Annotated in this window: 9 protein-coding genes; 6 read left to right on the top strand and 3 right to left on the bottom strand. The window is 69.9% G+C overall.

Annotated elements, in window-relative coordinates:
- Positions 1-482 precede the first annotated feature (482 nt).
- Positions 483-2,531, bottom strand: a complete 2,049-nt coding sequence (gene sppA, locus FJ309_15885; protein ID MBM3956063.1) for a signal peptide peptidase SppA — start codon at positions 2,529-2,531, stop codon at positions 483-485.
- Between the two features lie 176 nt (positions 2,532-2,707).
- On the opposite strand from sppA, the gene FJ309_15880 reads away from it, so the two are divergent.
- Together FJ309_15880 and FJ309_15875 are read left to right on the top strand one after the other, a co-directional pair.
- Positions 2,708-3,055 (top strand): DUF3088 domain-containing protein, encoded by a 348-nt coding sequence (locus FJ309_15880; protein ID MBM3956062.1) that lies wholly within the window; start codon positions 2,708-2,710, stop codon positions 3,053-3,055.
- 60 nt (positions 3,056-3,115) lie between these two features.
- On the top strand, positions 3,116-4,432 hold the full coding sequence (locus FJ309_15875; protein ID MBM3956061.1) for a serpin family protein: 1,317 nt from the start codon (positions 3,116-3,118) through the stop codon (positions 4,430-4,432).
- Positions 4,433-4,451: 19 nt separating this feature from the next.
- Here FJ309_15875 and FJ309_15870 read toward each other — a convergent pair whose 3' ends face one another.
- Positions 4,452-8,492 (bottom strand): hypothetical protein, encoded by a 4,041-nt coding sequence (locus FJ309_15870; protein MBM3956060.1) that lies wholly within the window; start codon positions 8,490-8,492, stop codon positions 4,452-4,454.
- 359 nt (positions 8,493-8,851) lie between these two features.
- On the opposite strand from FJ309_15870, the gene FJ309_15865 reads away from it, so the two are divergent.
- The gene (locus tag FJ309_15865; protein MBM3956059.1) at positions 8,852-9,307 is read left to right on the top strand and encodes a hypothetical protein; all 456 of its coding nucleotides are present in this window, start codon (positions 8,852-8,854) and stop codon (positions 9,305-9,307) included.
- 19 nt (positions 9,308-9,326) lie between these two features.
- Here FJ309_15865 and FJ309_15860 read toward each other — a convergent pair whose 3' ends face one another.
- Positions 9,327-10,913: a GAF domain-containing protein gene (locus FJ309_15860; protein MBM3956058.1), complete on the bottom strand. Its 1,587-nt coding sequence runs from the start codon at positions 10,911-10,913 to the stop codon at positions 9,327-9,329.
- Positions 10,914-10,937: 24 nt separating this feature from the next.
- Here FJ309_15860 and FJ309_15855 point away from each other — a divergent pair, with 24 nt between their 5' ends.
- The 3 genes from FJ309_15855 to FJ309_15845 all read left to right on the top strand — a co-directional run bounded on the left by FJ309_15855 (position 10,938) and on the right by FJ309_15845 (position 14,003).
- Complete coding sequence (locus tag FJ309_15855; GenBank protein MBM3956057.1) at positions 10,938-12,230, top strand: DUF4384 domain-containing protein; 1,293 nt, start codon at positions 10,938-10,940, stop codon at positions 12,228-12,230.
- Positions 12,231-12,292: 62 nt separating this feature from the next.
- Complete coding sequence (locus tag FJ309_15850; GenBank protein MBM3956056.1) at positions 12,293-13,027, top strand: ribulose-phosphate 3-epimerase; 735 nt, start codon at positions 12,293-12,295, stop codon at positions 13,025-13,027.
- Between the two features lie 109 nt (positions 13,028-13,136).
- The gene (locus tag FJ309_15845; GenBank protein ID MBM3956055.1) at positions 13,137-14,003 is read left to right on the top strand and encodes an acetyl-CoA carboxylase carboxyltransferase subunit beta; all 867 of its coding nucleotides are present in this window, start codon (positions 13,137-13,139) and stop codon (positions 14,001-14,003) included.
- Positions 14,004-14,241: the final 238 nt, after the last annotated feature.

Here is a 14,241-nt window from a genome sequence, read left to right as displayed (position 1 = left end):
GTGTGAACGAATTACCGGCGTCGTTGAAACAATCACAAGTCGTCCTCCGTGACACAGGCGAAACGACGTGCGGCCACCGCCGCCCGCTTGCCTTTCGACGACTCACCGCAATACTTGTGCCGCTCTCGGAAGATGCGATTGCCCTGACCTCGCCCCCCGCCATGTAGGCGGAGTGGAAAAACTTCCCCGCCGGGATGGGCCGGCATGTGTGAAACGCCGCGTAGATATCGCGATTCTGGCCCATCGCAAAGCCAGCGACCGCCTTGTTGTCATTCGCCTCTTCTCCTAGATAAGCGGAGTTGGCGTAGCCTCCCGCGTCGTTCACTCTAAAGTCTTCCCCGGAGCAATCGAAGCGGTCGAGCCCCCCGTGGCCATTACGGATCCAGAACAGGACTTCCGCGTCGATGGATGGACGTTCCTCAGCCGCGGGGCATGTCGCCTGCGGCTCGGCCACTGCCCCGGCGTGATCCCGATGTCCCAGATCACTTCACGCTGATCTCGGCCGGACCGAGGGCCCACACGGTGGGCCGGCCGGTGGGGGCATCGAGGGAGTCGCGGAGAAACATCTCCACCAGCGCCGTCGTCACGCCATGCCGGCGCAGCAGGGTGAGCGTCTCGGCCGACGCGCCGAGCGCACGGATCTCGCTCGAGTCACCGTCGCCGAACAGCGCCGACAGGTCGAGGCCCGCCGACACGACCGGGCGGTGGACCACCGAGAATTTCTCGAGCCCGGCCTTCTTCGCGACCACCGCCAGGCAGTCGTCGAGGCCACCGATCTCGTCGACGAGCCCGGCCTGCTTGGCCTGCGTGCCCGACCAGACCCGCCCGCCGGCCAGGTCGTGGAGCTTCTCGACCGGGATGCCGCGCGACTCGCTGACCAGCTTGAGGAACTTCCCGTAGACGTCGTCGATCGTCTTCTGGAGCTTCGCCTGGTCGTCTTCATTCCAGCCCCGGTCGGGGGCAAACGCCATCGCCGCCTCGTCGAGGGCGATGTTTTCGACATGCAGCCCGACCCGCTTGAGCAGCGACCCGAAACTGAGCTTCATCGAGAACACGCCGATCGAGCCGGTCAGCGTGCCGCGCTCGGCATAGACCGGGACGCCGATGCAGCTCACCCAATAACCGCCCGACGCGGCCACGTCTCCCATCGACACGACGGTCGGCTTCTTGGCCTTGAGCTCGACCAGTGCCTGGCGGATCGCCTCGCTGGCCGTGGCCGAACCGCCCGGGGAGTTGATCCGGACCACGGCCGCCTTGATTTTGTCGTCCTTGATGATGTCCTGGATTTCCTTGACCGTCGGCCCCGAGACGATCGATCCACCGGAGGGCTGCTTGCCGTCGGTGATCGCCCCGGAGAGGTGCATCACGGCGATCGAGTTGTCGGCGACGCGCCCCGACTTCTCCCCGCCGCCCCCCGACATCACCTTCCCCATCAGTTCGAAGACCGACATCTCCTTCTTCGGCTTGGCCGTCGACTCGATCCAGCCGGCATCGCCGCCGATCCAGCGGTTCATCGTCGCCTTGATCGAGCCGTAGGGCGCCAATTCGTTGACGAGGCCCGCGGCGACCGCCTCGGCTGGGAGCAGCACGCGCTGCTTTTGCAGCTCACGCACCTTGTCGGTCGTCAGACCGCGTCCCTTGGCGATCATCGACACCTCGGCGTCGTTCATCGTGCCGAGCATGTCGAGATAGTGCTGCTTGAGGTGCGTGCTCATCGTCGCGTTGACATACGGCTCGACGGCGCCCTTGAAATTGCCGGCGCGGACGACCGACGCCTTGACGCCGAGGAGGTCCATGGCGTCGCGGTAGAAGTAGGACTGCATGGACTTCGACGGCATGTCGACGCCGCCGAAATCGGCCATCGCGACATGGTCGCACGTCGCGGCGACGGCGAGGTGCGTGGGGCCGGCATTTTCGAGCCAGGCGGCGAGCTTCTTGCCGGTCGCCTTGAGCCGGCCGATCCGGCGCTGGAGCTCGTCGAGCTGCGCGAGGTTGAGGTCGAGCGCGCCGTCGGAGAGATCGAAGACGACGTGCGTCACCTTGGCGTTCTTGCCCAGTTCGTCGAGAAGGTCGCAGAGCTTGTAGAAGCTCTTCCGCTTCCCCGGCGCCCCGCCGAGGATCAGGCTGGTGGGGTCGAGCTCGGTCGGACCGACGAGATCGGCATAGCTGCCCGACAGCGGAATCACCTGGACTTGGTTCTTCGGCGCCTCCGGCTTGGGGTCGGCCTTTTTGGCGTCTTGCTTGGGGGCGGACGCCTCTTTCTTGTCGGCATCGGCCTTCGGCGCGGGCGCGGGATCGGCAGGCTTCTCTTCCGGCTTGGGAGCAACGGCGGGATTCGCTCCCTCTGCCGGCTTGGCCTCGGCCTTGTCGGCGGGAGGATCGGCGACGGCCGCGGCGCCCGGCGGCTCGTCGGCCCGGATCACCGCCGTCGACCATGCCGTGGCCGACAGGGCGACCATGAGAAGGACCGGCAGACCACGACCAAAATCACAAGCACGCATCGTTCCATGCTCCCTGAGGCGACCGTCCATCCCGACATCCCCGCTTCCGGTGTGCCTCGGGAACACGCCGTCGGTTCCCGGGGCCGGCCAAAGCTCCAGGAAAGGATAGCTCGGTGTCGGCGGGGGGGAAAACAAACCGGCAGCGGCATGGCCGGGGTGCTGTAGGATGCCGAGGCTTCATTCAACGCGTGCCGAGAGATCCACCGATGGCCGACAAGCCGATCCTGTTTCTGCTCCGGGCCGGGTTTCCCGACCCGTCCCACGGGCCGCACGGCTACTACTGCCCGGAGTGCGCCGTGGTCGCCGGCCTGCTCTATTACCACCCGGAATTGACCCGGGCCCTCGACGTCCGCCAGGTCGATGTCGCCCGGCCGCGGGCCGAGGTGGTGGCCCTGGTCGGCGAGGCCAACCAATCGTGCCCGGTCCTCGTCCTGCCCCCCGGCGACGTGCCGGCCGGTCCGCACGGCATCCACCAGGGGCGGGCATTCGTCGCCGGACCGGAAGCGATCGCGCTGCTGTTGGCGGAGCGCTACGGCACTGCCCGCCCGCACTGACGGCGCCGGCTCGTGACATCGCCGCGGTGAGGATCCGAGGGCTGCCATGGAGACGGGTCCATGTGGGTACGAGCCTGGCTGATCGCCGGCGCGATCGTCGCGGTGAGTGGGTGCGATCGCGCCCCGGAGGTCGCGCCACCCCGCGTGGCGCACGAGGCTGACGACACGAAAGCGGCCGGCGCCACGGCCAGCTCCGGTGAGACGCCGCCGCCCGAGGTCCGCACGCGCGTCCTCGCCCCTCCGGTCGAATGGTCGGATCGGATGCAGGCCGCGGTCGAGGGTGCCAACCGATTCGCCGTCGCCCTCCACCGGCTCCGCGCCGCCGACGGCGGCAACCGTTTCTGCTCGCCGTTTTCGCTCCACGCCGCCCTGGCGATGACCGCCGCCGGCGCGCGAGGGGCGACGCTCGACGAGCTGCGCGCCGTGCTTCACTTGCCCGACGCCGAAGGACCGGCCGCCGTCGGCGACCTGGCGCGCTACTACGCCGCCGGTAGCCCGCACTACGAGTTGGCGGTGTCGAGCGCGCTGTGGGGCCAGACCGGCCTGGCCTGGAACGACCGGTTCGTCACGCTGCTCGACGAGCACTTCGCCGCCGGCTTCCGCACCGCCGACTTCGCCGCCGACCCCGAACGGGAGCGCCAGCGCGTCAACGCCGACGTCGCCGCCGCCACCCGCGGCCGGATCGCGGCGCTCGTGCCGCCCGGCTCGTTCACGGCGCTGACGCGCTTGTGCCTCACCAACGCGATCTTTTTCAAGGGATCATGGCGGACGACGTTCGCCGAGCGGGCGACGGCGCCGCAGTCGTTCCATCGTGCCGACGGGTCGACCGTTGCGGTGCCGCTGATGCACCGTACGGGGACCGAAGCCCACCTCGCCGGCGACGCCTTCCAACTCCTCGCCCTTCCCTACGAGGGAGGCGAGCTCGAAATGGTGATCCTCCTGCCCGCCGAGGCGGGCGCCCTGCCGGCGCTCGAAGCCCGGCTCGACGCCGGCGCCGTCGCCGAGTGGCGAATTGCCGCGGAGCAGGTCGACGTGTCGATCTGGCTGCCGCGATTTCGGCTCGACGACCGGCTCGATGCCCGGGCGGTGCTCGGCAGCCTCGGGGTCGCGACGCTGTTCGTGCCCGGCAGCGCCGACCTGACGGGAATGACCGAGTCGGAGCGCCTGGCCGTGGCGGCGGTGCTCCATCAGGCGTTCGTCGAGGTCAACGAGGAGGGCACCGAGGCCGCGGCAGCCACGGCCGTGATCGCCAACGCCCCGGGCCCCCCGCCGCCGCGGCGCGTGGAGTTCCGCGCCGATCGGCCGTTCCTGTTCCTGATCCGCGACGTGCGCCACGGCACGATCCTGTTCGTCGGCCGCTACGCCGAGCCACAGTGATCGCCGGTGCAGCGGCCGGTCACCGCCGCGCCCGGTACAGCTCGGTGTCGAACGGATCGTCGCTCACCTTCCAGGGCTGGCCGTCGCGCTTCCACATCTTTTCCTGCTCCCCCCGGTTGAACGGGCGGGCACCGACGCGGCCGAACACCGAGAGCTGGTTGCCCGACTCGTCCACCGCCCGGTCGCGGTCCACCCCTTCCGACACCGCCAGCGCCAGGCCCCCCTTCGTCACCGGGTAGGTGGCGACCAGCTCCGGCGTCGGCCGCGGGCTGAAGCCGACGTTGCCGGGCGTGTCGGGGGAGGTGAGCTGGACCACGCGCAGGCCGTTGGCCCCGTCGGCCACGTAGGCGAACTGGCTGACGTACGTGATCCCGAGCTTCACGTCGCGGGCGTCGTTGATGCAGCCACCGCCGTCGAACACCTGGTCGATGAACGGCTCGGCGGGCTTCTCCACGTCGACGATCACCAGACCCTGCGGCCCGCCGGCGACGTAGGCGTAGGTCCGGCCGACATACACCGAATTGGCCTGCGGGAGCGGCACCGTGGCGAGCTTGACCGGCGCGCAGGGGTCGCTGATGTCGAACGTCTTCAGCCCCTCGGCATCGCACACGAAGGCGTGGCGGAACTGGATCGCCACGGAACGCGGCTGGATCACCTCGGGCGCCGGGATCACGGCGAGCACCTCGGGGCACTTCGGCTTGGCCAGTGACACGACGACGATCCCGGCGTTGCAGCAGATCCAGGCCTGCTCGCCGGCGATCGTGATGCTCCGCGCCCCGGTGAGGAGGCCGCGGGGATTCCAGGTCAGGGCGCGCTCGAGGAAGTTGTTGAGCGGGTTACCGTCGAGGAGCGTGCCGGCGCCGACGAGGATCAGCCCCTCCTCCAGATCGGTCACGTAGAGGTAGGCGTAGAGCTCGTGGACGCTCCCCTCGAAATTGGCCGGGTCGTGGGTCCGCGTCGGGTCGGGGGCGGTCGTCGCCGGAGCGGCGACGCCGGTGGCGTAGGTGGTCTTCACGTAGAACTGCTGGCCGAGCGGCGACACCGGCGCGGTCGTGATCCGCTGCGAGAATCCCTTGTTGTCGATGAACGCGATGTCGAACACGCGCAGGCCGTCGGCCCCGCAGGCGGCATAGAGATATTCGCCGCGGTGCTGCACCTGGAGCACCTCGCGCGTCTTCAGCGGCTGGAGGATCCGCGCGCCGATGTCGGCCGCGGCATGGTGGTAGGCGTGCGGCAGCAGGCCGCCGGCGGCGCCGTGGCGGGCGAAGTCGTCGGGATAGGCGATCCGGTGGAAGGAGCTGCCGATCACCACCTGCGGCTCGTCCTGCTCGGCGACCACGACCCCGGCGAGGCCGCCGGTTCCCAGCGCCGTCCAGGCATAGCGGCCGATGAAGTTGGTGGCGTTGGTGCCCTGCATCAGGAGCTGCGCGATGATCGCGTTGTTGTCGTCGGCCTTCGCCAGATGGCAGTCGGTGCACATCTTCGTCTCGTGCGTCCCGGCGCGGAGGCGCGAGAAGTCGTCGGACGGGCCGCGGCCCGGGCCGCCGCGGACGGTGTGGGGGACGTTGGTGCTGAAGGCGATGCCGCTGAACCCCTCGGCGGAGATCGTCTGCTGCTGGACGTAGATCGACTCGCGGAGGTTGTTGTAGGAGCCGACGTGGATCGCGCAGCTCGAGCGCGAGGGGTTGATGCGATTGCCGGTGGCGTTGCCGTCGCGGGCGAGCATGTAGACGTCGTCGCGCAGCGTCTGGAAGTTGTACGAGGTGAGGTTGCGCGACACGTCCCCCTCGTAGTGCAGCGACGGGGCCTTTTGGTTGGCACGCTGGACGAGATGGCAGCCGAAGCAGCTCGGGTTCCACGAGCTGTGGCAGGCGATGCAGCTCATCAGGTCGTTGCGGTGGGCACAGTCCGCGGGGGGCACGTCGCCCCCCCACTCCATCGCGCCGTCCTCGGCGACGCGGACCGTCTTGGCGAACGCCGACAGGGCGTTGTAGTGGTCGCTCTGCGGATCGACCGTGGCCTTCGTCTGGACGATCTCCCAGGTCAGGTCCTCCTCGACCATCGAGTTCTGGTAGATCCGGTCCCCCTCGACGACGAACCGCCGCTTGCCCGACGGCGTCCGCAGCGTGCGCAGGTCGCGGCCCCCGTCGGGGCTCGACGTGTCCGACGCCGGGCCGCTGGTGCGGAGCGTGGCGACCCGGTCGACGGTGCCGTGGCAGTCGATGCAGCTGATCTCGATCGCCGCCCGGACCTCGCCGTAGAGCTTGGTGTTGCCGTGCATGTCCTGGATGAAGTGGCAGTCGATGCAGTGCATCCCCTTTTCCATGTGGATGTCGAGGAGGTGCACCGGGAGGCCGTCGCGCTCGTGGGCGATCGCCGCCTCGGCGCGGCGGATGGCGTCGGGGCCCTTGCCGTCGGCGCCGCGGTAGGTTTCGCGGATCTTCTCCGGCATCTTCACCGCGGCCCGCAGCGCGGGATTGCCCGCGTCGGCGACCGGCTCGCCGCGGTGGTCGAGGAGGTTCCCCTTGCGGTCGTGTTTGAACACCGCGCGGTACGCCCAGCCATGGCCGTGGAAATCGGCGAACTGCGTCTGCTGCGTGCGCTCGTTGAGGTCGGTGAGGTTGGCGAGGAACTCGGGATCGGCCAGCAGGTTCTTGGCCGCCGACTGATTCGGGTTGCGGAACTGGACGGCGAGCTTCTCTTCGGAGCTGGGATAGCGCTGCGCGGCGGGGTAGACGAGGGCGGCGTCAGTCTCCTCGTCCCACCACATGTAGCCGATGTAACTGTTCATCACGGTCGTGCCGGGATGGATGTGGCACACCATGCACTGACTGGTGGGGATCCCGTTGCCCGGAGCGAACTGGTGGTGGATCGGGTGGCCGCTCTCCCCCTTGCGGATCATCGGATCGGGGGAGAAGCTCTCGCCGCGGTTGCCATAGACGGCATACGGCCCCGAGTGGACCGGCGAGCGGTCGTTGGCATAGACGACGTGGCAGCCGGTGCAGCCGCTGGAGCGGTAGTCCCCCGGCTGGTCGTTGGTGCCGAGGAAATTGAGCGTCGGGTCGAAGAGGCGCGTCTTCGTCAGGCCGACGAACACCGGGTCGGTGCGGTTCTCGGTGCCGAGGCCGCGGTTGGCCAGCCGGGTGCGCGGCCGCCCCGGCTCCTCGAGGCGCTCGGGGTTGCCGACCTCGGGGCGGAAGCGGCCGCCGCGCTCGAAGATCCGCAACACGTTGCCCGGCTGCGAGCGCTCGAAGCGCGGGAGCGGATCGAGGTAGCGGAGGATCGACTCGCGGTCGACCTCGTCCTGCGTCGGCGGCGGGACGGTCTGGAGGCGCTGCCCGATCCCCTCGGTGCTGTAGCTCTCGCCGAACAGCGGCTGCTTCGAGGGGACGGCGCCGTTGTTGTAAAGGGCCGCGCCCCACAGCATGCAGCCGTGGGTCATCATGCTCTTGCGCACCTGGAGCACGACCGACGCGTGGCACCCACCACAGGCCTGGTGGGCAACGCGCAAGTCACCGGGATTGACGAACCGGACGAACTCCGGCGACTCGTGGTTGAGCAGCGTGTAGCTGCGGACGGGATTGGCGGCGCCGGGCCAGTTCTCTGGCTCCTTGGGGTGGACGTGCGCCGCTTCCTTCGTGAAGCAGTCGGCATTGCCGCCGTGGCAGTCGGTGCACCCCAGTCGCACGGCCGGGCTGCGGTGCATGTCGCCGACGCCGGCGTGGCAGGAGACGCAGCCGTGGCTTTTGCGGAGCGCTTCCTCGGCGCTCTGGCCGGTCCAGTCGGGACCGAGGAGGTGATCGGGCAAGGGCAGCGGATCGGCGGGGTCGACGGGAGGATGGGCCCGGTGCGGAGAGGCCGGCGCGACGTGCGCCGCGCCCCGCACGCCTGACGTGGCCCCCGGCTCCGCGGCCGGACGGAGCGGATTGACCGGGGCCGGCAGGGCAGCGGGCGGCTCGGCGCGGGTCGCGGTAGCGAACAGCGCGATGCCGAGGCAGGCTGTCAGCGCACGACGCAAAGCCACAGCCCGCACGCCCCGATCGAACCCCGGCGGATGCATGCGGTCTGGCTCCCCGCTGGCAAGCGACGACACCCGATCACGTCGCTGGAAGGGGGCGGAGGCTAGCCAGGAGGGCAAATGGTGTCGAGGTGTTCTCGGCGCGGGTCGGTCACAGTCGGCCCTGCCGGAGGACAAGGCTGGCTGGGGGGAATGGGAGGGCCGCGCGGGGATCGAGAGGGGCGCGGAGTGAAAGATCGAGAGGAGCCTCGGCTCGGGCTCTGCAGAGGGGACGCGGGTCCCTGACCGGGGTGGATGCGGGGATGACGCCAGCCGTGCGAGTGGTGCGGTTTTTTTGCAGGGCCTGGCGGCGTCGCGGCGATGAATTCCGAGGACCTCGGGTCGCCCCACGGAAGCGAAGCATGCGACCGACACTGTTGCCAGAGACGACATTCGCCCGGCCCCGCCGTCGCTCGCCGTGGCTCCTCGCGCGGGCGTCGTGCGGCACCTGCGTGGCGTTCGTCGTAGCGATTGGCGCGGCCGCGTCGGGGGTGGCGGCCGATCTGTCGCCGCCGATGGGGCGGCCGGCGACCGAACGGCACCAGTTCCAGGGAAACCAGTTCACCCGCGCGGGCAATCCGCAGTGCCTGTCGCCATTTGCCAAGCCGACCGAGTCACCGCACGAAACCGGCTACTTCATCGGGGGCGGGGCGCGCACCCGGGCACGCCACGGGCAACAGCGCCGCGTCGATGATGGAACGTGGGGGACCGACTACGTCGGGATCCTGTTCCACAAGCACATCGAGCTCAACTGGTGGCACGGCAGCCGCTTCCAGGGGGGCGGCCTCGGTTACCGTACCGTCGGGCCGCGCCGGTAGCGGCACCGGCGCCGAGCATTCACTTGCCCGGCAACTGCCAGACGGCCGAGAACTCGTGCGGCGGGTGGACCATCGCGTCGACCGACCGCGACAGCAGCACGAGCGCCGGACCGTCGTCGGGAAACCGCTCGAGGAGCGTCCCCAATCCCCCCGCCGCGCGACGGAAGTCCGCTTTCTCGAAACAAGCCAGCGCCTCTTCGTAACGCGAGAACAGTTCCTTCCGCCCTTCGTCGCCGCCGCAGTCGAGCTCGAACAGGTCGACCGGCCCGGCGATGTTGACGACGCGCACGCTGCACAGCCGGCGGAGCAGGAACGAGTCGTCGAGTTGCCGACGTGTGGCCCCGGTGACGACCGCCGGCACGCGCAGGTACTTGGTCGTCCCTTGGACGCGGCTGCCGAGGTTGACGCCGTTGCCGAGGGGACCGTACTTGAATTTCTGCTTCGACCCGGTGTTGCCGACGCAGGTCCGGGAGGTGTTGATCCCGATCCCGACGTCGGTCCGGCAGCCGATCTCCGCCTGCCAGCGCTCGTTGATCGCCTGGAGGCGGTGCCGCATCCGCCGCGCCGCTCGGCAGGCGCGGATGGCATGGTCGGGCTGCGACGTGGGTGCCCCCCACATCGCCAGCAGTTCGTCGCCGACGTAATCGACGACCACGCCACCGGCCTCGACCACCTCCGCCGACAGCTCGGTGAGGATATGGTGGATCCAGTTCATCGTCTTGACAGGCGCGAGCCGCTCACTGACGGCGCTGAACCCACGGATGTCGCAGAACAGCACCGTCACGTCGGTCTCGCGCCCCTCGAGCATGCCGGGGTTCTTCTCCAGCTCCTCGGCGAGCTCACGGCTGAAGAACTGGGCGAACGTCGCCCGCTGCTCGTTCTTCTGCCGTTGCTCGTCGAGGCGCGACAGGCCGGTGGCGACGCCGCTGGCGAGCGTCTCGACGAGCAGCTGCTCGAGATGCGAGATCGTCGGGTTCTCGTCGGACTGCGGCTGTCGGGAACGGTGACCGTAGAGGACACCGATCACCGCTCCGGACCGGTCGAGGATCGGGGCCGCGACGACCGCCTCGATGGCCGCCTGGTTGGTCATCATCAAGTCGCCACCGGGCGAGGGGAGCTCGCGGATCGATTGCTTGGAGGAGCGGACGCGGTCGCACAGCGACCGACTCGGGCGCGTCGCGGAGTTGCCTGGCGAGTAGAGATCGACCAGCCGGAGATCATCCCCCTTGGCGACGAACACGGCCCCGACGTCGAGGCCGATCAGATCGACCACCGCCCGCGTTGCCTTCCGGTAGAACTCCTCGGTGTGGGCGGCGCTCTGGAGAAGGTCGATCACCCGCCGCCACCATCCGACCATCGAATCGGCCTGGTCGCCGGGCATTCCCGCCAGCAGCGTGGAGAGATTGACCGTCGCCTCGGGGGTCACCGTAGCGGCGGCGGGCGTGGGGCGGGGCTCGGCGGCGTGAACCGCGACGCGCAGCGTCTCCGCTTCGGTCTTGATGGAGAGCGTCACCGGCAGGGGCAGATCGGCCGACTGGGTCGTCTTCACCGCCTCGCGCCCTTCGACGGCCACGTCGAGCGATTCGCTCTTGTTGGTGACCCGCACCCGGTCGCCGTCGAGCCGCGCCAGATGAACCTGGCGACGGGAGACCGACTTCTGCTCCTGGGGGGCGATCGGCAGCCGAAAGAAACCCGGACTGCGGTGGGGGACGAACAGTTTTTCGGTGGCACCGCGCGCGTCGACGCGCCCGAGCTCGACGATCGTGTCGGCCGCGCCTTCGAAGCACGGCGCCGAGGCGGTGCTGCGGTGCACGACCAGCCACAGCGGGCTCGTCACGGGTGGCGCTCCTTCCGGCAGACGTCGGACCGCGAGCCGAGGGCGGTCGAACCTCCGGGGTATGCTCGGAGGGCGTCGCAGGACCGTCAAGCTCCCACGGGAGTGAGGCGGGCGGTGAACCGACGGGGTGGTGCGGTGGTACACTCGAGGGCGTATTCATCGAGCCTTGCCCCGCTCCCGGAGGAACGAATCATGAGACCGCGCCGCCTCGCGCGTGAGGTCTGGCGGTGGACGGCCCACACCACGGGTGGGCCGATCGCCCGGCTCGTGGCCGGCGGCACGATCGCCATGGTGTGCGCCGGTTGTGGCACGCGCACCGCGCCGGCACCGGCTCCCGCGCCGGCGCTCCCCGCGGCGTCCGCCGCGCCGGCAGCGGAGGCGACCGCCGACGAGGGGCAGGTGGCGACCCGCGACATCATCCGCAAGTCGCTGCCCCCCGATTCGGTGTCGATGGTGCTCGAGTACACCGTGATGCTCCTCGATGCCAACGGCAACGAGAAAGCGGTCGATCCCCACGACCACACGTTCAAGCTCGGTGACGAAATCGCCGTCAGGATCAAGCCCGACGACGATGTCTACGTCTACGTGTTCAACCGCGGTCCGACCGGGACACTGACGATCCTCCTCCCGACCAGCAGCGAGCAGCCGCCGCGCGTGACGAAGGGGCAGGAGATCTCGCTGCCGGAGGCCGACTTCTTCCAGTTCGCGGCGCCCGCGGGGAAAGAGGACCTGCTCGTGGTGGCGACGTACGAGCCCTCCGACAACGTCCGCCTCCTCGCCCGCAACACGTTCGCCGCCCAGTCGGCCGAGAAGGATCGCCTCGAATCGAAGGCCGGCGGCGACGACACCGCCGCGAAGGCTGCGGCCGACAATCTCGCCAGCCATGCCGTGACCCGTGGCACGAGCCAGCGGATCGGTGCCAAAGCCCCGTCGCGGGCCAAGACGCATGTCTTCCCGCCGGAAGCCGGTGCCGTGTCGAACCTGGCGGTCACCTACGGCGCCGCGGGGGCCGGCAAACCGGAGATGGTCCTCACCATCCCGCTGGTCTCGAGCGCCGCCGAGGGCGGGGCAGCTCCCGCACCCTGACGCGCGGCTTCCGCGCCGCGGTCATGGGCGCGACGTGACACGACACGACGGGCGGAGAGGCGATGGACAGTCCCACGACGGTCGAGCGACGGACGACGCCCGCGGAACCGATCCCGGGGCCGCTGCCGATCGTCCTCCCGGCGTTGCTGCTGTGTGACTTCGGTCACCTCGCCCACGAGGTTCAGCGCCTCGAGGCCGCGGGGGCCGCGGCGCTCCACCTCGACATCATGGACGGCCGATTCGTGCCGCAGCTCACCTACGGCCGCGTCGTCGTCGAGGCGGTGCGGCGGGCGACCCGGCTGCCGCTCGAGGTCCACCTCATGGTCGACGATCCCGACCGGGTTGTCGGCGAGTATGCCGGTGCCGGAGCCGACATCCTCACCGTCCACGTCGAGGCCCTGGTCAATCCGGCCGTGACGCTCGGCAAGATCGCCGACCATGGGATCCGTGGCCATCTCGCCGTCAGCCCGGGGACACCCGTCGAACGCCTCACCCCCTGGCTCGATGCCTGCGACGGCGTACTGGTGATGAGCGTCGAGCCGGGTCTCGGCGGGCAGGCGTTCGAGCCGTCGGCACTTGACAAGCTCCGTTGGCTCGCCGCGCGGCGCGGGGTGGGCCGGCGCCTCCGGCTCGGAGTCGACGGCGGCGTCAACGCGTCCACGATCGGCCCCGCCGCCGCTGCCGGCGCCGAGCTGATCGTCGCCGGAAGCGCCGTGATCCGTGCTGCCGACTATCGCTCGGCCCTGGCCGACCTCGAGGGGCGGGCGCGAGCCGCCGCGGCGAAGTCCCCGAGTTGATCCGCCGGACAGAGACGGTTCCCGAAACGGCGCTGCCGGCCGCGGCACCGGCCACTACACTGCGGTCGATCCCGGGATCGTCAGCCCCGGCCCCCCGGATACCTGGTCGATGGAACCTGCCGCCCCTCACCACGCCGACGGCGGGCCGTCGGGCCCGGCGGCCCGCGGACCTCGTCCCAAGCGGGCGGTGCCCGAGGGGCTGTGGCAGAAGTGCGACGGCTGCCAGGCGACGATCTACCGCAAGCAGGCGGCCGCGCTGCTCAACGTCTGCCCGCAGTGTGGTTTCCACTGGTACGTCTCCGCCGCCGAGCGCATCGGCCAACTCCTCGACGACGGCACCTTCGAGGAGTGGGACGCGACCCTCCGCCCCACCGATCCGCTCGGTTTCCGCGACAAGAAGGCCTACGCCGAACGCCTCGTCTCCGAGCAGCGCCGCACGGGGCTGTCGGACGCCGCCCTCACCGGCACAGGCATGATCCGTGCCCGGCGGGTCGCCTGCGGCGTCACCGATTCGTCGTTCATCATGGGAAGCATGGGGAGCGTGGTTGGCGAGCGGCTCACCCGGCTGGTCGAAAGGGCCACCGCCGACCGGCTTCCGCTGATCATCATCAGTGCCTCCGGCGGCGGGGCGCGGATGCACGAGGGGATCCTGTCGCTGATGCAGATGGCCAAGGTGTCGGCAGCGCTGGCCCGCCACTCGGCCGCGGGCGGGCTGTTCATCTCGGTGCTCACCAATCCGACGATGGGGGGCGTGGCCGCCAGCTTCGCTTCGCTCGGCGACCTCGTGTTCGCCGAACCTCGGGCGCTGATCGGGTTCGCCGGCCCGCGGACGATCAAGGCGACGATCCGAGTCGAACTGCCGAAGGGGTTCCAGACGAGCGAATTCCTCCTCGAGCACGGCTTCATCGACCGGATCGTCGCCCGGCCGCAGCTCAAGAGCGAGATCGCCCGGGCGATCGACTACTGCGGCGGCTGACGGCCACCCGACCTTGAGCAGGCTGCCGACAAAGTGATCGGCCGCCGGATGCGGCCGAGGGCGACCCGGGAAACCCTCGGCGTTTTCCGCGGTCGCCCGAGTGGACAAAGGCCACGGATGGCTTTGTCCACGGACAGTCAGAAACGGCTCACGAACCCGGCGAAGCCGCCGTGGACGAGCGTGCTGGAGCCGGCGGAAATCGTCTCCAGCGCCCCGGGTGAGACGAGCACCGGGGGCC

The organism is Planctomycetota bacterium (assembly GCA_016872555.1).
Classification (GTDB): domain Bacteria; phylum Planctomycetota; class Planctomycetia; order Pirellulales; family UBA1268; genus F1-20-MAGs016.
Note: the sequence above shows the minus strand (reverse complement) of the source record. Positions and strands in the feature narration are given on the sequence as shown.

Excerpts from the sequence above, each read along its gene's own strand:
- sppA (MBM3956063.1), bottom strand. The coding sequence starts at position 2,531 with ATGGACGGTCGCCTCAGGGAGCATGGAACGATGCGTGCTTGTGATTTT.
- FJ309_15880 (MBM3956062.1), top strand. The coding sequence starts at position 2,708 with ATGGCCGACAAGCCGATCCTGTTTCTGCTCCGGGCCGGGTTTCCCGAC.
- FJ309_15875 (MBM3956061.1), top strand. The coding sequence starts at position 3,116 with ATGTGGGTACGAGCCTGGCTGATCGCCGGCGCGATCGTCGCGGTGAGT.
- FJ309_15870 (MBM3956060.1), bottom strand. The coding sequence starts at position 8,492 with ATGCATCCGCCGGGGTTCGATCGGGGCGTGCGGGCTGTGGCTTTGCGT.
- FJ309_15865 (MBM3956059.1), top strand. The coding sequence starts at position 8,852 with ATGCGACCGACACTGTTGCCAGAGACGACATTCGCCCGGCCCCGCCGT.
- FJ309_15855 (MBM3956057.1), top strand. The coding sequence starts at position 10,938 with ATGAACCTGGCGACGGGAGACCGACTTCTGCTCCTGGGGGGCGATCGG.
- FJ309_15850 (MBM3956056.1), top strand. The coding sequence starts at position 12,293 with ATGGACAGTCCCACGACGGTCGAGCGACGGACGACGCCCGCGGAACCG.
- FJ309_15845 (MBM3956055.1), top strand. The coding sequence starts at position 13,137 with ATGGAACCTGCCGCCCCTCACCACGCCGACGGCGGGCCGTCGGGCCCG.